This window comes from Acidiphilium iwatense, assembly GCF_021556475.1.
Taxonomy (GTDB): Bacteria; Pseudomonadota; Alphaproteobacteria; order Acetobacterales; family Acetobacteraceae; genus Acidiphilium; species Acidiphilium iwatense.
In genome coordinates, this window is sequence record NZ_JAKGBZ010000018.1 from 18,992 (window position 1) to 43,940 (window position 24,949).

General features: G+C 65.5%; 23 protein-coding genes and 1 pseudogene. 19 read left to right on the top strand and 5 right to left on the bottom strand.

What is annotated here, in order from left to right:
* Positions 1 to 179 precede the first annotated feature (179 nt).
* Together L2A60_RS10585 and trxB are read right to left on the bottom strand one after the other, a co-directional pair.
* Positions 180 to 1,067: a LysR family transcriptional regulator gene (locus L2A60_RS10585; RefSeq protein ID WP_235704405.1), complete on the bottom strand. Its 888-nt coding sequence runs from the start codon at positions 1,065 to 1,067 to the stop codon at positions 180 to 182.
* Between the two features lie 76 nt (positions 1,068 to 1,143).
* A complete protein-coding gene (gene trxB / locus L2A60_RS10590; protein WP_235704352.1) occupies positions 1,144 to 2,118 on the bottom strand; it encodes a thioredoxin-disulfide reductase in 975 nt (324 codons plus the stop codon).
* Positions 2,119 to 2,295: 177 nt separating this feature from the next.
* On the opposite strand from trxB, the gene L2A60_RS10595 reads away from it, so the two are divergent.
* From L2A60_RS10595 to L2A60_RS10670, 16 genes are all read left to right on the top strand, one after another.
* Positions 2,296 to 2,820 (top strand): Lrp/AsnC family transcriptional regulator, encoded by a 525-nt coding sequence (locus L2A60_RS10595; RefSeq protein WP_235704353.1) that lies wholly within the window; start codon positions 2,296 to 2,298, stop codon positions 2,818 to 2,820.
* A gap of 16 nt (positions 2,821 to 2,836) precedes the next feature.
* Entirely contained in the window at positions 2,837 to 3,799 is a 963-nt protein-coding gene (locus L2A60_RS10600; protein ID WP_235704354.1) for a cytochrome c oxidase assembly protein, read from the top strand.
* A 182-nt stretch (positions 3,800 to 3,981) separates the two neighbouring features.
* Positions 3,982 to 4,839, top strand: a complete 858-nt coding sequence (locus L2A60_RS10605; protein ID WP_235704355.1) for a protein-L-isoaspartate O-methyltransferase family protein — start codon at positions 3,982 to 3,984, stop codon at positions 4,837 to 4,839.
* Positions 4,840 to 4,980: 141 nt separating this feature from the next.
* A complete protein-coding gene (locus L2A60_RS10610; RefSeq protein WP_235704356.1) occupies positions 4,981 to 5,961 on the top strand; it encodes a sugar-binding transcriptional regulator in 981 nt (326 codons plus the stop codon).
* Positions 5,962 to 6,002: 41 nt separating this feature from the next.
* Positions 6,003 to 7,439 (top strand): ABC transporter substrate-binding protein, encoded by a 1,437-nt coding sequence (locus tag L2A60_RS10615; protein ID WP_235704357.1) that lies wholly within the window; start codon positions 6,003 to 6,005, stop codon positions 7,437 to 7,439.
* Positions 7,440 to 7,510: 71 nt separating this feature from the next.
* Complete coding sequence (locus L2A60_RS10620) at positions 7,511 to 8,440, top strand: carbohydrate ABC transporter permease (RefSeq protein ID WP_235704358.1); 930 nt, start codon at positions 7,511 to 7,513, stop codon at positions 8,438 to 8,440.
* Between the two features lies 1 nt (position 8,441).
* On the top strand, positions 8,442 to 9,143 hold the full coding sequence (locus tag L2A60_RS10625) for a carbohydrate ABC transporter permease (protein ID WP_235704406.1): 702 nt from the start codon (positions 8,442 to 8,444) through the stop codon (positions 9,141 to 9,143).
* A complete protein-coding gene (locus L2A60_RS10630; protein WP_235704359.1) occupies positions 9,140 to 10,231 on the top strand; it encodes an ABC transporter ATP-binding protein in 1,092 nt (363 codons plus the stop codon). The genes L2A60_RS10625 and L2A60_RS10630 overlap by 4 nt, the downstream gene beginning before the upstream one ends.
* Entirely contained in the window at positions 10,228 to 11,325 is a 1,098-nt protein-coding gene (locus tag L2A60_RS10635) for an ABC transporter ATP-binding protein (protein ID WP_235704360.1), read from the top strand. The genes L2A60_RS10630 and L2A60_RS10635 overlap by 4 nt, the downstream gene beginning before the upstream one ends.
* Positions 11,322 to 12,887 (top strand): FGGY-family carbohydrate kinase, encoded by a 1,566-nt coding sequence (locus L2A60_RS10640; RefSeq protein WP_235704361.1) that lies wholly within the window; start codon positions 11,322 to 11,324, stop codon positions 12,885 to 12,887. The genes L2A60_RS10635 and L2A60_RS10640 overlap by 4 nt, the downstream gene beginning before the upstream one ends.
* Positions 12,877 to 13,926 (top strand): 2-hydroxyacid dehydrogenase, encoded by a 1,050-nt coding sequence (locus L2A60_RS10645; protein ID WP_235704362.1) that lies wholly within the window; start codon positions 12,877 to 12,879, stop codon positions 13,924 to 13,926. The genes L2A60_RS10640 and L2A60_RS10645 overlap by 11 nt, the downstream gene beginning before the upstream one ends.
* Before the next feature lie 25 nt (positions 13,927 to 13,951).
* Entirely contained in the window at positions 13,952 to 14,617 is a 666-nt protein-coding gene (locus tag L2A60_RS10650; RefSeq protein ID WP_235704363.1) for a class II aldolase/adducin family protein, read from the top strand.
* Positions 14,614 to 16,104 carry a glycerol-3-phosphate dehydrogenase gene (locus L2A60_RS10655; RefSeq protein WP_235704364.1) on the top strand — a complete coding sequence of 497 codons (1,491 nt, stop codon included), beginning with the start codon at positions 14,614 to 14,616 and terminating at the stop codon, positions 16,102 to 16,104. Before L2A60_RS10650 ends, L2A60_RS10655 begins: the two co-directional genes overlap by 4 nt.
* Entirely contained in the window at positions 16,086 to 17,063 is a 978-nt protein-coding gene (locus tag L2A60_RS10660) for a class II aldolase/adducin family protein (protein ID WP_235704365.1), read from the top strand. The genes L2A60_RS10655 and L2A60_RS10660 overlap by 19 nt, the downstream gene beginning before the upstream one ends.
* Complete coding sequence (locus tag L2A60_RS10665; RefSeq protein WP_235704366.1) at positions 17,060 to 18,316, top strand: FGGY-family carbohydrate kinase; 1,257 nt, start codon at positions 17,060 to 17,062, stop codon at positions 18,314 to 18,316. The genes L2A60_RS10660 and L2A60_RS10665 overlap by 4 nt, the downstream gene beginning before the upstream one ends.
* Entirely contained in the window at positions 18,307 to 19,143 is an 837-nt protein-coding gene (locus L2A60_RS10670) for a TIGR01459 family HAD-type hydrolase (protein ID WP_235704367.1), read from the top strand. Before L2A60_RS10665 ends, L2A60_RS10670 begins: the two co-directional genes overlap by 10 nt.
* A gap of 127 nt (positions 19,144 to 19,270) precedes the next feature.
* Here the strand turns inward: L2A60_RS10670 and rnd are convergent, their stop codons facing one another.
* Positions 19,271 to 20,452, bottom strand: coding sequence for a ribonuclease D (rnd, locus tag L2A60_RS10675; protein ID WP_235704368.1), 1,182 nt, complete (start codon positions 20,450 to 20,452; stop codon positions 19,271 to 19,273).
* An 83-nt stretch (positions 20,453 to 20,535) separates the two neighbouring features.
* On the opposite strand from rnd, the gene aspS reads away from it, so the two are divergent.
* Positions 20,536 to 22,317 (top strand): aspartate--tRNA ligase, encoded by a 1,782-nt coding sequence (gene aspS / locus L2A60_RS10680; protein WP_235704369.1) that lies wholly within the window; start codon positions 20,536 to 20,538, stop codon positions 22,315 to 22,317.
* A gap of 20 nt (positions 22,318 to 22,337) precedes the next feature.
* Here the strand turns inward: aspS and L2A60_RS10685 are convergent.
* Positions 22,338 to 23,076, bottom strand: a pseudogene (locus L2A60_RS10685) (TlyA family RNA methyltransferase).
* Positions 23,073 to 23,405, bottom strand: a complete 333-nt coding sequence (locus L2A60_RS10690; protein WP_235704370.1) for a helix-turn-helix domain-containing protein — start codon at positions 23,403 to 23,405, stop codon at positions 23,073 to 23,075. Before L2A60_RS10690 ends, L2A60_RS10685 begins: the two are co-directional and overlap by 4 nt.
* A 473-nt stretch (positions 23,406 to 23,878) precedes the next feature.
* Here L2A60_RS10690 and ndhC point away from each other — a divergent pair, with 473 nt between their 5' ends.
* Positions 23,879 to 24,277 (top strand): NADH-quinone oxidoreductase subunit A, encoded by a 399-nt coding sequence (gene ndhC / locus L2A60_RS10695; RefSeq protein WP_235704371.1) that lies wholly within the window; start codon positions 23,879 to 23,881, stop codon positions 24,275 to 24,277.
* A gap of 6 nt (positions 24,278 to 24,283) precedes the next feature.
* Positions 24,284 to 24,934, top strand: coding sequence for an NADH-quinone oxidoreductase subunit B (locus L2A60_RS10700; protein WP_407932540.1), 651 nt, complete (start codon positions 24,284 to 24,286; stop codon positions 24,932 to 24,934).
* Positions 24,935 to 24,949: the final 15 nt, after the last annotated feature.

Below are 24,949 nucleotides of genomic sequence, written 5' to 3' on the forward strand. Positions count from 1 at the left end.
CGGACGGCGCGAACGCCGAATTCCGTGGCCGAACGCTTGGCCTGCTCAACACATATGGCGCCGCAGCAATTATGGAAGGGCGGATTGCGCGAATCCGCCATGAAATTGTCGCATGATCGCGGCAAGGTGAGCGGTGCCCCCGGATTGCCTCGGTTTCGGCTCGCATGCCAGCGGAAAAGCTAGCGCCGGCCGATTTCGCTCACCAGGAAGTCGCGGAACACGCCGACTCGCTTCGAGTTCCGCAATTCCTCCGGGTAGACGAAATACATGTCGATTTTCGGCGTATTCGTGTCGGGCAGGATGCGCACCATGCCGGTCATGTCCTCGGCGAGGTATTCCGGCACCGCGCCGATGCCGAGCCCGCTCTTGATCGCGATCAGCATGGCTTGCAGCGAGTTCACCTCCAGCGCGCCGGAGCGCGGTGCCGCACCCTCGGGCCGGCCGAGAGCGGCGAGCCAGTTGACATCCTGCACCGGCGGCTTGCGGTCGCCGAACAGGATCAGTCGGTGCCGGTCGAGATCCTCGGGCCGTTGCGGCGTTCCGCCCGCGCCGGCGAGATAATCCTCCGCCGCCCAGATCTGCCAGCGGATTTCGCCGAGCGAGCGCTGTACCAGATCGGGCTGACGCGGCGCGTGCATCCTGATCGCGACATCCGCCTCGCGCATCGCAAGGTCGAGATCGGTATCGTCGAGCAGGAGCGTCATGCTCACATCGGGATACTGGTTGAGGAAGGTTTTCAGCCTCGGCGCGAGCCAGGCGACGCCGAAGCTATGGGTGGTGGTGACTTTCAGCCGGCCGGCCGGGCGTTCCTTGCTCTCGGCGAGCAGTGCCTCGGTCATCGCGAGCTTGGCGAACACCTCGCGCACCGTGCGATTGAGCTGCTCGCCCTGTTCGGTCAGGATCAGCCCGCGCGCGTGGCGGTGGAACAGCGGCACCGACAGCGCCTCCTCCAGCGCCGAGATCTGCCGCGATACCGCCGATTGCGACAGGTTCAGCGTGTCGCCCGCATGGGTGAAGCTGCCGGCTTCGGCGACCGCGTGGAACACGCGCAGCTTGTCCCAGTCCATATGATTGCCCGTCACGATCAGCTTCCCTTCCGCGGCCCGATTCGGGGCCGTTGCATTCTTGATAGTTTCATTACTCTCACGCCGCGCGCCGTTCCAGTGCGGCGTGCGCGGCGATGAATTTTTCGGCTTCAAGGGCGGCGATGCAGCCCGAGCCGGCGGCCGTCACCGCCTGGCGGAAAATCCGGTCCTGCACGTCGCCGGCGGCGAACACGCCTGGGACCGAGGTTTTCGTGCTGCCCGGCACGGTGGCGATATAGCCATCCTCGTCCATGTCGAGCTGGCCGCGGAACAAGGCGGTCGCCGGATCATGGCCGATCGCGACGAACACGCCGTCCACCGCGATCTCGCGCGCGGCACCCGACCTGACATTGCGCAGCCGCGCGCCGGTGACCACCGGAGGGGTACCTGCGCCGGTAATGTCCTCGACCGTGTGGTCCCAGACGACCTCGATCTTCGGGTTGGCGAACAGCCGGTCCTGCAGGATTTTTTCGGCGCGCAGCGCGTCGCGCCGATGGATCAGGGTGACGCTTCTGGCATGGTGGGTCAGATAGAGCGCTTCCTCGACCGCGGTATTGCCGCCACCGACCACGGCCACCGCCTTGCCGCGATAGAAAAATCCGTCGCAGGTCGCGCAGGCGGAAACCCCGGCGCCCTGGAAACGCCGCTCGGCGGGCAGGCCGAGCCAGCGCGCCTGCGCCCCGGTGGCGATGACCACGGCGTCGGCCAGATAGAGTGTGCCGGAATCGCCGGTCGCGCGCAGGGGGGGGGCGGAAAAATCGACCGAGGTGATGATGTCGTGCTCGATGGTGGTGCCGACATGGGCGGCCTGCGCCGCCATTTGTTCCATCAGCCATGGGCCCTGGATGACATCGGCGAAGCCGGGATAATTCTCGACATCGGTGGTGATCATGAGCTGGCCGCCCGGCTGCAGCCCGGCCACCAGAACCGGCTTGAGATTGGCCCGCGCCGCATAGATCGCCGCCGTGTAGCCGGCCGGCCCCGCGCCGATGATCAGAACCTGCGTCTCGATCGTTTTATGTGTCTCGGCCATGTCTTTCGCCACCAACCCGAACTGTCTCGATTTTATCATATCGAGGTTGTATCGCGTCGCACAAGGACATTGCGCGGCACCGCTTTCCGCCATTCCGACGGCAATGATCTTGCGTGCATTCACAGCGGCGCGATATGCAATTATATTGCGTCAATAACCCTGTCCCTGGTGATATCCATGCCGCCTGCCCCGGCCCAGCCGAACCCGACCACGAACTCCAACGCGGCTTCACGCCCCGCCGACCTGCCCCAGCTCGACGATATCGACCGGCGAATTCTGACCGAGTTGCAGGAAAACGGGCGGATGACCAATGTGGAGCTGGCCAGCCGCGCCGGCATTTCGCCGCCGCCCTGCCTGCGCCGGGTGCGCCGGCTGGAGGAGGCCGGGCTGATCAAGGGCTATCACGCCGAGACCGATCCGCAGAAACTCGGCTGGCAGATCCAGTTTTTCGCCATTGTCGGGCTCGACAGCCAGCGCCAGAGCGTGCTGGAGGCGTTCGAGACGATGATTTCCTCCTGGGAGGAGCTGCGCGAGTGCCACATGATCAGAGGCGGCGGCGATTTCCTGATGAAATTCGTCGCGCGCGACGCTGCGCACGAGAATAGGCTGACCGAGCAACTGATTTCGGCCCCCAACGTTTCGCGCGTGCAGACGCTGCAGACCATCCGCACCAACCGCATCCTGGCCGGGGTGCCGATTTAGCCTTATATTTGGCGCCATGGATGACGCGCGCCACGGCTTCGACCGGATTGATTGTTACGCGATCGGGGCGATCCTGATCGCGGGAGCGGCGCTCGACCTCGCGTGCCGGTTCGTGCCCGCCGATCTGCCCTATGCCGCGCCGTTCGTGTTCAACATCCCGGTCTTTGCCTTGTGCTGGCTGTTCGCCTTCTGGTACGGGCGCGGGCTTGCCCGCACGGCGGCGGGCGCGCGCCCGGCCTTGTGGCGGAGCCTGTGCTATTTCGCCGGAATCGTCGCGATCTATGCCGTGGTGCAGACGCGGTTCGAATATGCCGCCCAGCATATGTTCTTCCTCAACCGGCTGCAGCAGATGACGCTCGGCGTGTTCGGGCCGTTCCTGATCGCTTTCGCCTGGCCGCGCGATGTGCTGGCGCGCGGCGTGCCGTCCGAGCTGATTGGCATCGCGGCGTCGAAGCCGGTTCGCGCGCCGCTCGCGGTGCTGCGCCATCCGCTGGTCGCCGCGGTGCTGGCGATCGCGGTGACCGATATCTGGGTGATTCCGTCGGTCGATTTCGTCTCGATGCTCGACCCCACCCTGTATGCGGTCATGAACCTGTCGATGATCGCGACCGGGCTGCTGTTCTGGCTGGTGGTGCTCGACCCGAGGCCGCGCCCGGCCTGCCCCTATTCGTTTTTCGCGCGGATGGCGGCTGGGTTCCTGACGATGTTTCCGCAAATCGCGGTGGCCGGCACGATCGCGCTGTCGCGGACCAGTTTCTACGATTTCTACGAGCTGTGCGGCCGGCTCTATCCCGGCATTTCGCCGATCCACGACCAGTTGCTCGGCGGGATCATCCAGTGGATTCCGCCGGGGATGCTCAATACCGCCGTGCTGTTCGTGCTGCTGCACGCGATTCGCAAGCACGAGGACAGGCAGACGCGGGAGACGGTGATTCCGCCCGGAGCGCGGGTGATCGAAGCGAAGTGGACGGGACGATGAAATTCGCGTGCCGCATCCGAAACGCGCCCGCGCGACCGCTTCGACGCGATTATGCGCGGGTGATCGAAGCGAAGTGGACGGGGCGGTGAAATTCGCGTGCCGCATCCGAAACACGCCCGCGCGACCGCTTCGACGCGATCATGCGCGGGTGATCGAAGCGAAGTGGACGGGGCGGTGATGTCATGTCTGGCTCCCATGATCGCGCGGAGCTCGATGCCGTAAGGCGCGACTACGCAAAGCGGATGCTGGCGCTGGCCGGCGTTGCCGGCAATTCGCGGCTGGAGGACGCGTTCGGCGCCGTGCCGCGTGAGGATTTCCTAGGCCCGTTTCCATGGCGCGCGTTGGCGGCGGGCGATCTGACGAATGTCTATCAGGATGTCGTCATCCCGCTGGACCCGGAGCGCGGCGTCAATAACGGCAGCCCGGTGCTGCACGCGCTCTGGCTTGATGCGCTGGCGCCGAAGCCAGGCGAGGCGGTCGCGCATCTTGGCGCGGGCACCGGCTATTACACCGCGATTCTCGCGAAACTGGTCGGGCCGGGCGGCCATGTTCAGGCGGTCGAGATCGATCGCCGCCTCGCCGCGCGCGCGCGGGACAATCTGGCGGGATTCGGCAACGTGACCGTCATCGACGGGAACGCCGCCGAATTTCCCGAAGCGGCGACGGACTGCATCTATGTCAATTTCGGGGTCGAGCGGCCGGTGGCGCGCTGGATCGACCGCCTGGCGGCGGGCGGGCGGCTGGTGTTTCCGCTGGGCTATCTGCGGTACGACCCCTCTCCGGGTATCACGGGGGGCGGGTTTCGCATCGAACGGCGCGGCGATGCTTTTGCCGCTTCCTATCTCGGGCCGGCCTATTTCGTCGGCGATGAGTCGGCACCCGAGGAGCCGGACGCCTATCGCAAGCGGCTCAGGGCGGCGTTCAACAATGGCACGGCCGAGCGGATCGGGAGTTTTCGCTGGAAATGCGCGGCACCGCCCGAACGCTGCTGGTTCGGCGATGACGGCTGGGCGTTCGGCTATGAGCCGGTCGCGGGCTGAACGCGCGGTTTTGTGCGCCGCGGCATCGAATTGGGTTGACAGAGCGAGCTTGGCCTGATTATTTCATCACTCAATACAGAAATAATCATTTGCCATCCATGGCAAGCGACCGAGGAAACCGCCAGTGAAAGCCCGCGCGCGATGACGCAGCCATCATCGAAACCCGCCCATGACGATGCCGAACTGGCGACTCGCGCCGCGTGGCTCTATTACGAAGCCTCGCTAACCCAGGCGGAGATCAGCACCGAGTTGCGGGTGCCGCCGGCCAAGGTGCAGCGCCTGATTGCCAGGGCGCTGCGCGACGGGCTGGTGCGGATTCTGATCGAAGGCGATATGGCCGGGTGCATCACGCTCGAACGCGAGCTGATAGCGCGCCACGGGCTCGATTTCTGCCGGGTGGTGCCGGCGCTGCCGGGAGCCAATTTGTTTTCCGGCCTCGGCCGGGCGGCGGCCTCCTATCTGCACGGCGTGTTCGAGAAGCGGCAGCACCGCATCGTGGGCATCGGTCATGGCCGCACGCTCGCGGCGGCGGTGGAGCATCTGCCGCGCATCGATTGTCCTGACCTGACCGTGGTTTCCGTGCTGGGCGGGGTGCCGCGCCGGGTCGGCGCCAACCCGTTCGACGTGGTTCACGCCCTGGCCGAGAAGACCGGCGCTGCCGCCTATTTCCTGCCGGTGCCATTCTACGCCAATGACGAGGGCGACCGCGCGGTTCTGCTGCGCCAGCGCGGCGTTAGCGAGACATTGCGCATCGCCGAGGAGGCGAGCCTGTTCGTGCTCGGCGTCGGCGAGGTGAGGGAAGCCGCGTATCTCTGCGAAAGCGGCATGATCCTGCCTGAGGAAATCGCGCGCGCGCAGCGGGACGGCGCGATCGCCGAAGCGTTCGGCACATTCTACGACCGTGACGGCAAGCCGGTCGCGACCGATCTGCATCACCGGGTGATCGCGGTGGCACCCGAGGCGATGCGCGGACGCGATGTGCTCGCGGTGGCGGGCGGGGCGGAGAAAGCTGCGGCGATACGAGCGATGCTGAAAACCAGCCTGCCGACCGCGCTGATCACCGATGAGATGACGGCGCGGCTTCTCATCGCGCAGCCGAAGACGCGCGAGGCTGCCGACTGAAGCGGCAATATTTTCAACCATAAAACATGACGGGAGTTTACATGAGCGACAAAACCAAGGATGCGGCGAAGGCGTTGCTTGCGGGGGAGATCGACCGGCGCGGCTTTGGCAAGCGGATGGCCAGCCTCGGTATCGGTGCCGCGGCGGCGAATTTCGCGCTGGGTGGCGTGGCGACCGAGGCGCTGGCGGCGGATTTCAACTGGCAGGCGCATAAAGGCAAGACGCTGCGACTGTTGCTCAACAAGCACCCCTATGCCGATGCGATGATTTCCGATCTCGCGCATTTCAAGGCGCTGACCGGAATCGATGTGCAATACGACATCTTTCCCGAGGATGTGTATTTCGACAAGGTGACGGCGGCGCTGTCGTCGCATTCCAACCGCTACGACGTTCTGATGACCGGCGCGTATCAGACCTGGCAGTACGGCCCGGCGCAATGGCTGGTCGATATGAAGCCATACTTGAAGAATCCGGCGAAGACCGCGCCGAATTACGATTTCAACGGCATCATCGCCAATCTGCGCGATTCGGATGCGTGGTCCGGCGTGCCGGGCGAGGCGCTGGGAAGTGCGAACGCCAAGCAATGGGCGGTGCCGCTCGGTTTCGAGCTGTATAATGTGAGTTACAACAAGCGGATTTTCGACAAGCTGAAGATCGAGCCGCCGAAGAACCTGCCGGACATGATCGAGATCGGCACCAAGATTACCAAGGATGCCGGCGGTGCCTATGGCGTCGCGGTGCGCGGCAGCCGGTCCTGGGCGACGATTCATCCTGGTTATCTGTCGGCCTATACCAACTACGGCGCCAGGGATTTCGAGGTGAAAGGCACCAAGCTGACTTCTGCGGTGAATTCGGCGGAATCGAAGGCGATGAACAAGCTCTGGGTCGAGATGATCCAGAAGGCGGGGCCGAAAAACTGGGCGACCTATACCTGGTACGAATGTGCGCAGGATCTCGGCGCGGGCCGTTGCGGCATGATCTACGACGCCAACATCATTGGGTTTTTCGAGAACAGTCCGGGGACCAAGGAATCCGGCCATATCGGCTATGCGGCGTTCGTGCCGAACCCGAAAATGACGCATGCAACCTCGAATGTCTGGATCTGGTCGCTCGCGATGAGTAGTTTTTCGAAAGAGAAGGACGCGGCCTGGTATTTCATCCAATGGGCGAGCGGCAAGAATTTCGGCATTTATGGCGGGGTGAAGAAGAAGCTGGTCGATCCGGTGCGCAACACGACCTGGCACGATGCCGCGTTCAAGGCCCGGCTGGACAAGAATTATCCGGGCTTTTACGAGGCGTTCGAAAAGACCCTGCCGGATGCGAAGATTTATTTCACGCCTCAGCCGCTGTTCTTCAATGTCACGACCGAGTGGGCGGCGATGCTGCAACGCATGGTCGCCGGGCAGGTCACCATCGATGCCGGGCTCGACAAGCTCGCAGCCCATATCGACCGTGAAGTGAAGAGCGCGGGAATCTGAGGTCGTGGCGGCGGCGCGAGATCGCTCCCCTCGTGCCGCGCCAACCGCGACTATTCCCAGGAAAGCAGCCGATGAACGATATCGCGACGCATCCCGAGTTGATTACCGCCAAGCCAGCGCGGCGGCGGGCGAATCCGCTGCCCTATCTGCTCAGCCTGCCAGCGCTGATCGTGTGCATCGGCATTCTGATTCCGTTTTTCACCGCGGTCTGGTACAGTCTCGAATCCTATAACATGGCGTTTCCGACCGGCCGGCATTTCGTCGGAATCGGCAACTATATCGATCTGTTTTCCAGCGGCACGTTCTGGCACACCATCGTGGTCTCGATGGTTTACATGGGTGCCAGCGTGATTTTCGAATTGCTGCTCGGCCTTGGCATAGCCCTTCTGCTACGCGAGCGCAGCAAGCTGAACAATATCATCTCGGTCGCGCTGCTGATGCCGCTGATGGTCGCACCGGTGATCGCCTCGCTGATTTGGAAGCTGATGACCAACCCGAATTTCGGAGTCTATGCCTGGATCGTCAACGGATTGGGGTTCACCAATTTTGGCTGGGCGTCGAGCCCGGATACCGCGATGTTCACCGTCATTCTGATCGACATGTGGGTGAATACGCCGTTCATCATGATCCTGCTGCTGGCCGGGCTGCGCAGCCTGCCGACCCAGCCCTTCGAGGCGGCGAAACTCGACGGCGTGCCGGCGCGGTTCGTGTTCTTTCGGATCACGCTGCCGATGCTGATGCCTTACATCATCACCGCGACGCTGTTTCGTCTGCTGTCCGCGATTCAGGAGTTCAGCATCGTGTATGGAATGACCCAGGGTGGGCCGGGGGATTCGCTGATGGTGTTTCAGATCCGATCCTATATCGATTTCTACCAGAACACCAATGTCGGCCGGTCCTCCGCGATCCTGATGGTACTGTGGGCGATTACCTTCGGGTTGTCGAAGCTATTCGTCAATCAATGGCACGCGATGCGCGAACGGAGCAAGGCCGGTGCGTGACATGATCCTGAAATCCCTGCGGGGTGTGGCACTGTTGCTGGTCGTGCTGTTCTTCATGTTCCCGATCTTCTGGATCGTGGTGATGTCGTTGCAGACCAATGCGGAAATATTGTCGCTGCCGCCGAAGCTGATTTTTCCGCCGACGCTGATGAATTACACGGCGTTGATCACCGGGCATCTGAAAACCTCGGTGGGCACGCTGAACATCGCGTTCATGCATAATCTGTGGAACTCGTTCCTGCTGTCGGCATTGTCGGTGATCGTTGCCTTGGTGCTTGGCGTGCCGGCGGCCTATGCGTTCGCGCGCTACAAGTTCCGACTCGGCGAGGATATGGCGTTTACCCTGCTATCCCTGAAATTCGCGCCACCCCTGCTGGTGCTGCTGCCGCTGTCGCTCGAATTCCAGCGGGTCGGGCTCGACAATACCTATATCGGACTGATCTGGATTTATCAGCTCATCACCCTGCCACTGATTCTGTGGATCGTGCGCGGCTATTTCGAGGATGCGAGCCCGGACATCGAATATGCCTATCGCGTCGATGGCCATTCCTGGCTCAAGGGATTTCTGAAAATCGCGATTCCGCTGGCGCGGCCGGGCATCGCGGCGGCGGTGGTTTTGTCGATCATTCCGACCCTGGCGATCGCGCTCTACGCGCAGCGCTGGCTGGTCGAAGGGTTGAGCCTGGGAGCGGTAAAAGGATGAGCGCGCTCATTGTTACGTCACTGTCGGTTCGTTACGGCACCCACCACGTGCTGCGCGATGTCGATCTCGACGTGCGGCAGAATGAGCGGGTGGTTCTGTTCGGACCGTCCGGCGTGGGCAAGACGGTGATGCTGCGCGCGATCGCCGGGCTGGAGCCGGGGGCGGTCGGGCAGGTGGTTCTGGCGGGGCGGGATGTGTCGCGCGATCCGCCGGAGGCGCGGCATCTCGGCATGGCGTTCCAGAATTTCGCGCTGTATCCGCACATGCCGGCGCGAGAGAATATCGCGAGTCCGCTGCGCGCGCGGAAGCTCGACACCGCGCCGATCGCGGCGAAGGTGAAATCGGTCGCCGAATTGCTGCGGATCGATCACGTACTCGATCATTTTCCGCGCCAGCTTTCGAACGGACAGAAGCAGCGCACCGCGCTGGCGCGCGCTCTGGTGGGCGAGCCGAAGCTGATTCTGTTCGACGATCCGCTGCGCAACGTGGATGCGAAACTGCGCTACGAGATGCGCATCGAACTGCCGCGTTTGCTGGCTAAGCGCGAGACGGCGGCGATTTATGTGACGCAGGATTTTCGTGAGGCGATGGCGATCGGCGACCGGGTCGCGGTGCTGATCGATGGCGAGATCGCGCAGTTCGCCCTGGCCGACGAGGTGTATGACCGGCCGGCAACCATCGCGATCGCGCGGCTGTTCGGCGATCCGCCGATGAACCTGATCGCGGCGCATGGCCAGGCGCGTGGTTCGGGTACGCTCGTACGCGCGGCGGGGCTGGTGTTCGGCTTCGATGCGGCACCGCCGCGCGAGCCGGTGTTCGGGATTCGTCCTGAAGCGGTCATGCTGTTTTCCGAGCCGGAGACGGGGCGGGTCGCGGCGCAGATCGTCGCGGTGACGCCGATGAACGAGCGGTATCTGGTGCTGCTGCGCACCGAGGACGGCACCGAACTGGTGGCGAGTCACGACACGCCGCCGCCGCACGGCTCGCATATCTGGATCGGTGCGGAGCCTGGGTTGGGCGCGCTGTTCGACGCCGCGACCGGGCTGTGCGTGGCGGCGGCGCCGTCTTCCGAGGAGATCGCGGCATGAGCCTGAACCTCGAATCAGTCAGCAAGATTTATGGCGAGGGATCGCGCCATCCGGTTCATGCGGTGCGCACCATGGACCTTGAGGTCAAGGACGGCGAGATCATCGCGCTGCTCGGGTCGTCGGGCTGCGGCAAGACCTCGACCCTGCGGATGATTGCCGGATTCGAGACGGTGAGCAGCGGCACGATCAATCTCGCCGGGCGGCGGATCGACCATCTGGCGCCGGCGCAGCGCCGGGTGGCGATGGCGTTCGAGGGTTACGCGCTGTATCCGCCGCTCACCATTGCCGAGAATATCGGGTTTGCATTGCGCGGCGACAGAACGCAGGCGGCGACGGCATCCGCGCAGGTGAAGGAAGTGGCGGAGCTTCTGGAAATCGGCCCGATTCTGAACCGGCGACCTAACGGATTGTCAGGCGGGCAGCAGCAGCGCGCCTCGCTCGCGCGGGCGCTGATCCGCAACGCCGAGCTGCATCTGCTCGACGAGCCGATGGGGCAGCTCGAACCGCAATTGCGCGCGGTGCTGCGCGGGCGGGTGAAGGCGCGGATCCAGGAGCGCGGCTATACCGCGGTTCTGGTGACCCACGACCAGGGCGAGGCGAACGCGATGGCGGACCGGATCGCGGTGATGGAGGCGGGGGTGTTGCAGCAATACGGCACGCCGGCCGAGTTGCGCGACCGGCCGGCGAATTTGTTCGTCGCGACGTTTTTCGGCGAGCCGCCGATGAACACGCTGCCCGGCATCGTCACCGAAGCGGGCTATGACGCGCTCGATGCGGCGGGGGCTGTCGCGCTGCGGATTCCGGTGGCGGCGCCGCGCGGACTCGCCCATGGACGCCGGGTGGTGCTGGGATTACGGCCGCACCGGCTGCATCTCGGGCGTGACGACTATCGCGGCGTCATGGTCTCCAACCAGTGGCTCGGCGATCAGGCGCATGTCGCGATCGAGGCGACGGGGCGGATGCTGATCGCGATTCACCCGACACGCATTGCGGCGCGGCTCGGCGAGACGATCGGGTTCGGTTTCGACCCCGACGATCTGCACCTGTTCGATGCCGAGAGCGGGGCGGCGCTGGCGCATGGGGCGGCTTCGTGAGCGCGCGGCAGCTCATCATCGCGCTGGATGCCGGAACCTCGATGATGAAGGCGGTGGCGCTCGATATCGCGGGCGATCCGGTAGCGATCGAGAGCCGGCGCAACCAGTATCGCGAGGCGCCGGGCGGTGTCGCCGAGCAGGACATGGCGCGGACCTGGGACGAAGCCGCCGCGACTATCGCCGCCGTGGTGGAAAAACTCGATGACGCGGAGGTTGTCGGGCTCGCGGTGACCGGCCAGGGCGACGGCACCTGGCTGATCGATGAAGCTGGCGAACCGGTGGGACCGGCTTTGCTGTGGCTGGACGGCAGGGCGGGGCCGATCATCGAGCGGATCAGGGAAAGTGACGCGGGACGGGTGATTTTCCGCGAATCGGGAACCGGGCCCGCCGCCTGCCAGCAATCCGGCCAGTTGCTCTGGCTCGCGGAAAACCGGCCCGAGCAGATCGCCCGCGCCGCGACCGCGATGCATTGCAAGGACTGGCTTTATTTCAACCTGACCGGCGAGCGCGCGACCGATCCGTCGGAGGGAAGTTTCACTTTCGGCTCCTGGCGCAAGCGCGGTTATTCGGATGTCACGATCGATGCGCTGGGGCTGGCGAAATACCGGCATATGCTGCCGCCGGTAACCGACGGCACGCGCGTGCATCATGCGTTGAGCAGGGCGGCGGCGCGGCGGCTTGGACTAACGCCGGGGTTGCCGGTGGTGCTCGGCTATGTCGATGTGGTGTGCAGCGCGCTGGGGGCCGGGATTTACGGCACCGGGGAGGATTGCGGCACCTCGATCATCGGCAGCACCGGGATGAATATCCGGCTCGCCGATGACGATTTCGACCGCCCGCAGGACGCGCCGCTGAGCGGCTACCGGATGGTGTTTCCGGTGCCGGGCAAGACCGCCTTGTTGCAATCGTCCCTGGCGGCGACACTGAACATCGACTGGCTGGTGGGTATTGCCGACCAGGCGGTGCGGATGGCGGGGCACTCCTCGGATCATGCTTCGATGCTGCGGGTACTGGACGCGGCGGTGCTTGCGGCGACGCCGGCGCAGGCGATGTATCATCCCTATATTTCGGCGGCGGGCGAGCGCGGGCCGTTCACCGATGCGCGGGCGCGCGCGAGCCTTGCCGGGTTCGACCGCAGCCTCGATCTGCCGGGGATGATGCGGGCAATTTACGAAGGCCTCGCGCTGGGCGCGGCGGATTGTTATGCGGCGATGGGCGGCGCGCCTTCGGTGATCAGCATCACCGGCGGGGCGTCGCGCTCGGACACGATGCGGCGGATTTTCGCGGCGGTGGTGAACCGGAAGGTGCGGATCATCAAGGAACATGGCAGCGGCGCGCTGGGGGCGGCGATGATCGCCGCGGTGTCGCTCGGGATCATGCCGGACATGGCGCATTGCGCGAAAAGCTGGGTGGTGCCGCTGCTCGGCGAGACGGAGACGCCCGATCCGGTGCTCGCCGCGACGTACGCGCCGTTAGTGCCGGTGTATCAGGACGCGCGCGGGGCTATGCCCGGATTTTGGCACGAATTCGGACGATTCCAGGAGGCACGGCATGGACACTGAAACGCGCGATTGCGCGGTGATCGGCGATAATTTCATGCGCCCGGAGAAATTCGAGACCGCGATCCGCGCGCGCTGCGGCGATGCGGTGTCGCTGCGCAGCATGACGCTGCCCTGGCCCGACGAGCCGATGGAGCACGGCTATGCGAAAGCCGGGATGGACGGGCTGAAGGAATATCAGGGCGATCCCGACATGATCGCGGCGTTCGTCGGCACTGCCGAGATCCTGGTGACGCATCTGGCTCCGGTTTCGGCGCGGATGCTGGAGCGGATGACCCGGCTGCGGCTGATCGCGGTGTCGCGCGGCGGACCGGTGAATATCGACATGCGGGCGGTGAAATCGCGCCAGATCCGCGTGGTCAATACGCCGGGGCGCAACGCGAGCGCGGTCGCCGAATTCACCATCGGCGCGATTCTGGCGCAGACGCGGCTGATCGGCATCGGGCATGACTCGCTGCGCGCGCATGACTGGCGGGGCGATCTGTATCGCGCCGATCTGACCGGGCGGGAATTGTCGGAACTGACCGTCGGCGTGATCGGCTACGGCCATATCGGCGCGCGGGTAGTGCGGTTGTTGAAACCGTTCGGTTGCCGGATTCTGGTGTATGACCCTTATGTTGGTCTTTCGGATGCGGATCGCGCGGATGGGGTGGAAGCGGCAGCACTTGACGCTCTGTTAGCGGAGGCGGATGTGGTGACGCTGCATCCGCGCGTGACCGAAGAGACTAGGGGGATGATGAGCGCCGCGCGGCTCGGCGCGATGAAGCGCGGCGCCTATCTGATCAATACCGCGCGCGGCCCGCTGGTGGATTACGATGCGTTGACCGCGGCACTGCGATCCGGCCAACTGGGCGGTGCGGCGCTGGATACGTTCGGGATCGAGCCGGTGCCGGCGGACTGGACGCTGCTCGATCTGCCGAACGTGACGCTGACGCCGCATATCGCCGGCGCCTCGGTGAAGACCGTGACCGTCGCGGCCGAAGCGGCGGCCGAGGAGCTGCGCCGGTTCATCGCCGGCGAACCCGCGCTCAACCCGTGCTGATCCGTCTAACAGGAGCCGTTCCACCATGACCGAACTTTCGATCCGCAAAGCCCTGATCCACGCCTGCCAGCAGATGAACGCGCTCGGCATCAACCAGGGCACGTCCGGCAATATCAGCGTGCGCCATGACGGCATGATGCTGATTTCGCCTTCGGCCACGCCCTATCACCTGATCGAGCCGGAGATGGTCGCGGCGATGCCGATCGAGGGCGAATACGGCACCTGGACCGGGCCGAAAAAACCCTCGACCGAATGGCGGTTTCATCTCGACATCATGCGGGCAAGGCCCGAGGTGAATGCGATCGTGCATTCGCACCCGACCTTCGCGACGGTGCTGGCGATCGCGCGCAAGAATATCGAAGCGTGCCACTACATGATCGCGGCGTTCGGGGGCACCGATATCCGCTGCGCGCCCTATGCGACGTTCGGCACCAAGGCATTGTCGGTTCATGCGGTGGAAGCGCTGCGCGATCGGATGGGCTGTTTGCTCGCCAATCACGGCATGATCGCGCTGGGTGAAAATCTGGACAAGGCGATGTGGCGCGCGGTCGAGCTGGAGACGATCGCTCGGCAATACTACCACGTGCTGGTTCTGGGCAATCCGCATATCCTGACCAGGGCGGATATCGACGCGACCCTGGCGCAGTTTTCCGGCTACGGCATTCAGGACGAGACGGCGAGCGCCGCATGAATTCTGACTACGATCTCGTCGTCATCGGCGGCGGCATCAACGGGGCGGGGATCGCGCGCGACGCGGCGGGACGGGGGTTGAAAACCCTGCTGTGCGAGAAAGGCGATTTCGCCGAAGGCACCTCGTCGCGCTCGGGCAAGTTGGTGCATGGCGGGCTGCGTTATCTGGAGTATTACGAGTTCCGCCTGGTGCGCGAGGCGCTGATCGAGCGCGAGGTGCTGCTGCGCGCCGCACCCCATATCGTCTGGCCGATGCGCTTCGTGCTGCCGCACAGCCCGGAGCAGCGGCCGGCCTGGATGGTGCGGATCGGGCTGTTTCTCTACGATCATCTCGGCGGGCGCGAGAGGCTTCCCGCCAGCCGGGCGCTCGATCTGCGGCGCGCGCCCGAAGGCGATGCGGTGAAGGACGGATTCCCGCGCGGCTTCGAGTATTCCGATTGCTGGGTCGATGACGCGCGGCTGGTGGTGCTGAACGTGCTGGACGCGGCGCGGCGCGGTGCCGAGGTTCGTCCGCGCACGGCGGCGGCTTCGGCACGGCGCGCGGATGGGGTCTGGCAGGTGACGCTGGACGATCATAACGGCGCGACAGAAACCGTGACGTCACGCATCCTGGTCAATGCCGCCGGGCCGTGGGTCGCCGAGGTGATGCGGGGCGTGGCCGGACTGAATACGCCGGCGAAGGTGCGGCTGGTCAAGGGCAGCCATATCGTCGTGAAAAAATTCTGGAAGGGGCCGCAGGCCTACCTGTTGCAGAACGACGACAAGCGGGTGATTTTCGTCAACCCTTACGAGGACGATCTCTGCCTGATCGGCACCACCGACATTCCCTATGAGGGCGCGGCCGAGGATGTCGCGGTCGAGGACGCGGAGCGCCGGTATCTCTTGCGTGTCGTCAATCGCTACATGAAGGTGCACTTGACCGAGGCCGATATCGTCAGCGAATTTTCCGGCGTGCGGCCGCTCTATGACGACCTTGCGGCGAACCCCTCGGCGGTGACGCGGGATTATGTGTTCGATATCGACCACCTTCCCGGCGAGGCGCCGCTGCTGTCGGTGTTCGGCGGCAAGATCACCACCTATCGCAAGCTCGCCGAGCACGCGCTGGACAAGCTCAGGCCGTTCCTGAACGGCGCGTCCGGCGCGTGGACCGCGACGGCTTCGCTGCCCGGCGGCGAGATGCAGAACGCCGATTTCGATGAATTTCTCGCGGCGCTGTCCCGCGAATATCCGTTTCTGCCGATGACTTTGGCGCATCACTACGCGCGGCTTTACGGCACGCGGGCGCGCGAGATGCTGGGAGATGCGCGCGGCATGGGCTCGCTTGGCCGGCATTTCGGCGGGCTGCTCCATGAAATCGAGGCGGAGTTTCTGCGCCGCACCGAGTGGGCGCTGACCGCCGAGGATATTCTGCTCCGGCGCACCAAGCACGGGCTGCATCTGACGCAAGCGGAGCAGGTGGAGTTCACCAAGTGGATGGCGGCATCGTGACGGCGCTTGCCGAGCTGGCGGCGGCGTCGGCGCGGCTCGGGGCGGACCGGCTGCGCGTGCAGGCGGCGGGCGGCAATACTTCGGTCAAGCTCGACGATACGCTTTGGATCAAGGCGTCCGGCCAGTGGCTGGCGGATGCAGAGGCGCGCGACATCATGGTGCCGGTAGCGCTCAGCGCGCTGTGCCACGCGTTCGCGTGCGGCGAGGATGTCGAGAGTGTCCAGCGATTCGTGCGCGACGACACCGCGCTGCGCCCCTCGATCGAGACCGCGATGCACGCGCTGCTGCCGGGGCGCGTGGTGCTGCATGTGCATTGCGTCGCGACCATCGCCGTCGCGGTGCGCGAAGATGCGCCGGAAATTCTGGCGCGCGCGCTTGATGGCCTGCTCTGGACGTTCGTTCCCTATGTGCGGCCCGGCCAGCCATTGGCCGAGGCGGTGGCGGCGCAGCCGGGCTTCGACATTTACGTGCTCGGCAATCACGGCCTGACCGTGTGCGCCGAAACGGTCGCGGCGGCGATGGCGCTGCTCGATACCGTGGCGGAACGGCTCGCGGTGGCGCCGCGCCCGGCGCCGGAAGCCGATATCGGGCGTCTGGCCGCCCTGGCGGACGGCACCGATTATGTGCCCGCGACCGACGCTGCGCTGCACGCGCTGGCGACCGATCCGGTGTGTCTTGCGGTCGCGCGGGCGGGGTCGCTCTATCCCGATCATGTGATTTTTCTTGGCCCCGGCGCGGCGGAATGGCCGAAAGCGACCGCGCCATTGGCTTTGGTGCCAGGCGCGGGGGCGCTGCTGCGGCGCGACGCTTCGACCTCCGCGCTGGCGATGGCGCGCTGTCTCGCCGATGTCGCGGCACGGATTCCGCCCGGAGCGCCGCTTGTGGCGCTGAGCCAGGCGGACGAGGCGGCGCTGCTCGGCTGGGAGGCGGAGACCTATCGGCAGGGGCTGAGGCGGTGAGGGTCGGGCTCGGGATCGATCTCGGCACCTCCGGGGTTCGGGCGGTCGCGATCGATGCGGGCGGGGCGGTGCTCGGCCAGGGGTCCGCACGGATCGCGGCGGAGAACCGGCGCGATCCCGGATCGATCTGGCGGGCGGTCGGGGCGGCGCTGGAGGTGCTGTGCGCTTCGACCGATCCGGGCGCGGTGGATGCCATCGCGGTCGATGGCACGTCGGGCACGATCCTCGCGACGGATGCGAAGGGTGCGCCGCTCGGCCCGGCCTCGCTCTATAATGACCGGGCGGCGCCGGATGCGGTCGCGCGCATCGCCGGGGTTGCCCCGCGGGACAGTGCCGCGCATGGCGAGACCTCGCCGCTTGGGCGGATGGTTTCGCTCCTTGATCGGCCTGGGCTTGCCCATGTTTTGCATGAGGCGGATTGGGTGGCGCATCGTCTGGGCGCGCCGCTCGGCGTGTCGGATGCCAATAACACGCTGAAATCGGGCTATGATCCGGTCGCGGGCGGGTGGCCGGGCTGGATCGGGCGGCTCGGGCTCGATGTTTCGCTGCTGCCGCGCGTGGTCGAGCCGGGGGTGGTGATCGGCGCGGTCGGGCGGGACGCCGCGGCGCGCTTCGGGTTCCGCGCGGATGCGCGGATCGTCGCCGGGACCACCGATGGCTGTGCCTCGTTCCTCGCGACCGGCGCCGCGCGGGCGGGCGACGGGGTGACGGCGCTGGGCTCGACCCTGACACTGAAGCTGCTGTCGGACCGGCCGGTGTTCGCGCCCAATCATGGTATCTACAGCCATCGGCTGCTCGGGCAGTTCCTGCCCGGTGGTGCCGCGAATGCCGGAGCGGCGGTGCTCGCGCAGTTTTTCGCGCCCGAGCGGATCGCGGAACTTTCGGCGCGGATCGATCCGGCGCGGGATTCCGGGCTCGATTACTATCCGCTGCCCGCGCCGGGCGAGCGGTTTCCGGTCAACGATCCCGGCTTGCGGCCAAGGTTGGAGCCGCGCCCGGATGACGATGCGCGGTTTCTGCACGGGCTGCTGGAGGGGTTGGCGCGGATCGAGGCGCTGGGCTACCGGCGGCTCGCCGAGCTGGGCGCGCCGCCGGTGCGCCGGGTGCTGACGGTGGGCGGCGGCGCGGTGAACCCGGTATGGACTGCTTTGCGCGCGCGGATTCTGGGGGTCGAGGTGGTGGCGGCACGGCAGACCGAGGCGGCCTATGGCACGGCACGGCTCGCGCTGCTGGGGCTCGCGTCATGCGGATGATTCCGGGTCTGTCGGCGCTGATGGACGAGGCGGATGCGTTCCTGATCGACCAGTTCGGCACGATCCATGACGGAGCAAAACCCTATCCGGGGGCGGCGGAGACGCTGAGGCGGCTGCGCGCTGCCGGGAAGGTGGTCATTCTGCTGTCGAACTCGGGACGGCGCGCGGCGAACAATGATCGCCGGCTCGCCGCCATGGGGATCGGGCCGGAATGCTACGATGCCTCGCTGTGTTCCGGCGAGGTGGGCTGGGCCGCGCTGCGCGCGGACCCGCCGGAGGTGCTGCACCGGCGCTGCCGGGTTCTGCTGTTCGCGCGCGACCCCGCGCTCGATATTCTGGAAGGCTTCGATATCGAGCTGGTGGCGGATGCCGATCGGGCCGATCTGGTGATGATCGCCGGTTCCGAGACCGACCGCTACGGCTACGACGCGCTGTGGGCGCGGATGGCGGCGGCGGCGGCGCGCGGAGTTCCCGCGATCTGCACCAACCCGGATCGGCTGATGCTGGCCGATGGAGCGCTGCATCCGGGCGCCGGGGCGCTGGCCGAGGCGTATCGCGTGGCGGGGGGCACTGTGCGCTGGTTCGGCAAGCCGCATCCGAAGCTGTATCAGGCGGCGTTTTTACTCCTGCCGGGAATGCCGCACGCGCGGATTTTCGGTGTGGGCGACAGTATCGAGCACGATATCGCCGGGGCGGCGGCGCAGGGCTGCCGCACGCTTCTGGTGCGCACCGGCATTCTGGCCGGTGCCGGCGAGGCTGGGCTCAGCGCGGAGGCGGAGCGGTTCGGCGTCCGGCCGGGCGCGGTTACGCCCCGGTTTGCCTGGTAGTTCATGATTCTGAGAGCGCGATGACTTTCGGTCGATCACGCTTGTCTTATGACGGTGTTGGTTCATCCGATCCAAGATGAGCCGTCGCCGGCGAGTTGCGATCTCGCGATGCTCGGAGGGTTCGGGGTCAGGCGGGCAGGTCGATGGTTTCGATCCGTTTGCCGCGGGCGGCGAGGGCGATTTTGCCCGCCTTGAGGCGGAGCGCGTCGGTGCCGAAAATCTCGGCGCGCCAGCCGTGCAGGCAGGGCAGGTCGGGCGCATCCTCGCCGGCGAGACGGTCGATATCCTCCGACGAGGCGATCAGCCGCGCGGCGACGTGATGGGCGCTGGCGCACTCGGCGAGGAGGACTTTCAATAATGCGACCATGGCCGGGGATGGCTTGAGGAATTCGTTGGCGCGGGGGAGTAGGGGCAGGGCGCTGTCCGGCAGGGATTTGGCCTCGCGAATGGCGGCGAGGAGCGAAGTGCCTGATTTTCCTTCCGCGAACCCCTTGGACAGGCCGCGTACGCGGGTGAGATCGTCGGGGTTGGACGGGGCGATCGCGGCAAGTTCGGGGATCTGCTCGTCCTTGACCACGCGCTGGCGAGGAATGTCGATGCGCATCGCCTCGCGCTCGCGCCAGGCGGCGATCGCCTGGATCAGGGCGAGCTGGCGGCGGTTGGCGCCGCGCAGTTTAAGGCGCTTCCAGGCTTCCTCGGGTTCGGTGCGGTAGGTGCCGGGTTCGGCGAGGACGGCCATTTCCTCGGCGACCCAATCGAACCGGGAATCGCGCTCCAGCCGGTCGCGCAGCGCTTCATAGACGCGGCGCAGCCAGGTCACGTCGGCGGCGGCATACTCGATCTGCGCCGCCGAGAGCGGGCGTGCCTGCCAGTCGGAAAAGCGATGGGCCTTGTCGATGCCGCCGCCGGCGAGGGATGAGACCAGCGTGTCGTAACCGACCTGATCGCCGAAGCCGGCGACCATGGCGGCGATCTGGGTGTCGAAAATCGGGGTGGGAACCGCGCCGAATTTCAGGAGAAAGATTTCGACATCCTGGCGGCAGGCGTGGAACACCTTGGTGACGGACGGATTGGCGAGCAGGGCGCCGAGCGGGGCGAGATCGAGGCCCGGCGCCTGAGCGTCGATCACCGCGACATCCGTGGCACCGCCGAGCTGGACCACGCAGAGCTGGGGGAAATAGGTGCGCTCGCGCATGAATTCGGTATCGACCGTGACATAGGGTTCCGCCGCAAGACGCTCGCAGAGTGCCGCGAGGTCGGCGGTGGCGGCGATCAGGACGGGTGCTGGGAAGGTCGCTTGCGGCTTCATGTCCGGTCAGTGGCACGGGGCGGGTTGACAGAAAAGAGGCCGGCCGGTCATTTGCCCCGGATTTCATTCAGGATCGGTTCCCCATGCACGAGTATCGCACCCATGATTGCGGCGCCCTGCGCGCGGCCGATGCCGGTTCGGCGGCGCGGCTGTCCGGCTGGATACACGCCAAGCGCGACCATGGCGGGCTGCTGTTCATCGATCTGCGCGATCATTTCGGGATGACCCAATGCGTGGTGCCGAACGGGTCTTCGGTGTTCGAGGCGGCCGAGGCGCTGCGGGTGGAAAGCGTGATTACCGTGACTGGGGATGTGGTGGCGCGCGAAGTCGGGACGGTGAACCCGAAGCTGCCGACCGGGGAGATCGAACTGCGCGTGGCGACGCTGACTGTGCAGTCGGCGGCCGATGTGCTGCCGATCCAGGTGGCGGGGGATGCGCAATTCCCCGAGGATTTGCGGCTGCGCTACCGGTTCATCGATTTGCGACGGGAAAAGCTGCACCGCAACATCATGCTGCGTGCCCAGGTGGTCGCGTGGCTGCGGCGGGAAATGACGGCACGCGGGTTCACCGAATTCACCACGCCGATCCTGACCGCGTCCTCGCCGGAAGGGGCGCGGGATTTTCTGGTCCCGGCCAGGCTGCATCCGGGCAAATTCTACGCGCTGCCGCAGGCGCCGCAGCAGTTCAAGCAGTTGCTGATGGTGGCCGGGTTTGACCGGTATTTCCAGATCGCGCCGTGTTTTCGCGACGAGGCGAGCCGGGCGGATCGGGCGCCGGGCGAGTTTTATCAGTTGGATTTCGAAATGAGCTTCGCGACGCAGGAGGATGTGTTCGCGACGATCGAGCCGGTGCTGGGCGGGTTGTTCCGCGCGTTTTCGGGCGGCAAGCGCGTCAGCGACTGGCCGTTTCCGCGCATCCCCTATGGTGAGGCGCTGCTGAAATACGGCTCGGACAAGCCGGATTTGCGCAATCCGCTGGAAATCGCCGATGTGACCGAGGCGTTTCGCGATTCGGGGTTCGGGCTGTTCGCGAAGATCGTGGCGGGCGGCGGCGTGGTGCGCGCGATTCCGGCGCCGGGGACGGCGGGCCAGCCGCGCAGCTTTTTCGACAAATTGAACGAATGGGCGCGCGCCGAGGGTGCCGGCGGGCTGGGTTACATCGTTTTCGAGGAAGGCGGTGCGAAGGGTCCGATCGCGAAGAATCTTGAAGCGTCGCGCTGCGAGGCGATTCGCGAGGCTTGTGGCGCGAAGCCGGGGGATTCGGTGTTTTTCGCGGCGGGTGCCAGGGATGCGGCGGCGAAATTCGCCGGTGCGGTGCGCACCAGGCTCGGACATGATCTGGGATTGATTTCGGGGACGGAATTCCGGTTCTGCTGGATCGTCGATTTCCCGATGTTCGAACTGGATGAGGAGACCGGGCAGATCGGGTTTTCGCACAACCCGTTCTCGATGCCGCAGGGCGGTCTTGAGGCGCTGAACGGCCAGGACCCGCTGACCATCAAGGCGTTTCAATACGACATCGTGTGCAACGGGGTGGAATTGTCGTCCGGGGCGATCCGCAATCATCGCCCGGATATCATGCTGCGGGCGTTCGAGATCGCCGGGTACGGCGCGGAAGAGGTCGAGGCGCGGTTCGGCGGCATGCTGAACGCGTTCCGCTATGGCGCGCCGCCGCATGGCGGTTCGGCGCCGGGGATCGACCGGATGGTGATGCTGCTGACCGACGAACCGAATCTGCGCGAGGTGATCGCCTTCCCGCTCAATCAGCAGGGCGAGGATCTGATGATGGGCGCGCCCGCGCCGGTGCCGCCGGCGCGGCTGAAGGAATTGTCGCTGGCGCTGGCTTTGCCGGCGAAGAAAGCCTGATCGTTCTGATTCGGAAATGCTCAGGCTGATTTTTCGGCGGCGATCAGGAATTCGCGATTGCCGTCGCCGCCGGCGATCGGGCTGTCGGTGACGCCGATGACGCGCCAGGACGGCAGGGCACTCCACCAGGTTTCGATCGTGTCGCAGACCGCGCGATGGATCGCGGGATCGCGCACGATGCCGCCTTTGCCGATCGCACCCCGCCCGGCTTCGAACTGGGGTTTGATCAGGGCGATCGCGAAGGCGCCGGGCGCGCAGAGGGCGAGACCGGCCGGCAGGGCGAGGCGCAGGCCGATGAAGCTGACATCGCAAACGAGGGCGCCGATCGGCTCGGGGATCGCGTCTTGCGCGAGATGCCGGGCATTGCACTCCTCCATGACGCGAACACACGGATCGTTCCGCAATCTAACCGATAGTTGGTTATGGCCAACATCAACCGCATAGACGTATTTTGCGTCGTTTGCTAACAGAACCTCGGTGAAGCCGCCGGTCGAGGCGCCGATATCGAGACAGATGCGCCCGGCCGGCGAGAGGCCGAAATACGCGAGCGCGTGGGCGAGCTTGATGCCGCCGCGCGACACCCAGCCATGGCCGGAGCCAAGCAGTGCGAGGGGGGCGTCATCGTCGATCGGATCGCTTGGGCGGGTGATGGCGCGGGTGCCGGAGACCACTTGCCCGGCCTTGATCGCCGCCTGCGCGCGCGCGGCTGGGCGCAAGGCCGCGCGCGACGAGGGCGAGGTCGGCGCGTTGCCGTGTCAGCTTCGGGCGAGGCGCTTCGCGGTTCGGAGCAGGATCTGGCGATCCTCCGGCGCGCAGGCGCGATAGAGGCGCATCAGCGCAAGCTCGTCGCCTTGCAGCGACCCGGTCTCGCCCGAGACCAGATAGGCGAGCGAGGTGCCGAGAACCTTGGAGATGCGCTCAAGATTTTCGCGCACCTGCCCGGCCCGGTCGGTCTCCCACTGGGCGATGGCCGAGCGGGAGACCCCGAGCTGCTGCGCGAACTCGTCCTGAGTGAGGTTATTGGCAAGACGGAGGGCGCGAATCCGCTGACCGACCGACTCCTGGGCTACTTGTTTTTTTGCGGGCATGATTTTCATCATACAGGTTCAAACAGATAAAATCTATAGTTTGTTATCGTGTTAGGTCATTGATCCTGTAGTAAAACGAAACTTTTTTAGTCATCGGCGGTTGGTTTGCCGGGCGCTGACCTTCCGTCAGGCCGGAATGACCTTGCCGTTTCGTTCTGACGGCGGGGTTTCAGCAAAGGATGTGGGCCGGAGGGAGTGGCTGGGCGCGGCGACGGGACGGAGAGATGGGGCCGGAGCCGGGTTCGGCGGCCCGCCGGCGGCGGGGAAACCGGAACGGAACGGTGCCGTTCTCCGGGGGCTTCGCGAAATCGTGACCGTGCAATTTCCGACATCGCGGTTTCTTGACAATCCCCGGAAACCGGCATACCGATGAGGCTCGAATAGGTAAGTTGCTTGTTGATTCCGTGCCGCTAAGGTGAGGGATAGCAGAACTTAGCGGGCGGTTTCCGAACCTTGGATCGGGAGCGCGCCGGATGGGAAAAGCGACACATCTTTGGTTTCTGGTCGTGTATTTCGGCGCCGTCTTCGCGCTCGTCGCGGCGATGATCGGAGGCTCTTTCGTCCTCGGCCAGCGGCATACCGCGCGATCCACCATCCAGCCCTTCGAATCCGGAATATTGCCGGTCGCGGATGCGCGGATGCGCTTTCCGATCCAGTTCTACCTCGTCGCCATGCTGTTCGTGGTCTTCGATCTCGAAAGCGTGTTCATCTATGCCTGGGCGATCGCCATTCGGCCCGCGGGGTGGAACGGCTATATCGCGATGCTCGGGTTCATCTTCCTGCTGTTAGCGGCGCTCGCCTATCTCTGGCGCATCGGCGCGCTGGACTGGGGGCCGAGGCCGCGAATCCGGCCGGTGCCGGGGGTAAGGTGAGCGGCGATGGCATGGTCCCTCACCCGTACCGACGACAGAATGGCTGATCCGGCGGCCGCCGGCGTCCAGGGCGGCTCGTTCACCGACGCGGTCATGCGCAATCTGGTGCTGGGCAAGCTGCAGGATCTGGTCGCCTGGGGGCAGAAGAATTCGCTCTGGCCGTTCAATTTCGGGTTGTCCTGCTGCTATGTCGAGATGGCCACCTCGTTTACCAGCAAGTTCGATATCGCACGGTTTGGCGCGGAAGTGTTGCGGGCGACGCCGCGCGAAGCGGACGTGATCGTCATTTCCGGGACGGTATTCGTGAAAATGGCCCCCGTGATCAAGTATCTATACGACCAGATGCTGGAGCCGCGCTGGGTGATTTCGATGGGGTCCTGCGCCAATTCCGGCGGGATGTACGACATCTACAGCGTGGTGCAGGGGGTCGACACCTTCCTGCCGGTCGATGTGTATGTGCCGGGATGCCCGCCGAGGCCGGATGCGCTGTTCGAAGGGCTGATGCTTCTGCAGAAATCGATCGCGAGCGATCGCCGCCCGCTGAGCTGGGTGGTCGGGCCGCAGGGGGTGGTGCGGGCGCCGCGGCCGAGCTTTCGCGACATCAAGCGCGAGAGGCGCAACCAGGCGACCGATCTCGACCCCCCCGATCGAATCTGACGAGGCGAATGCGCA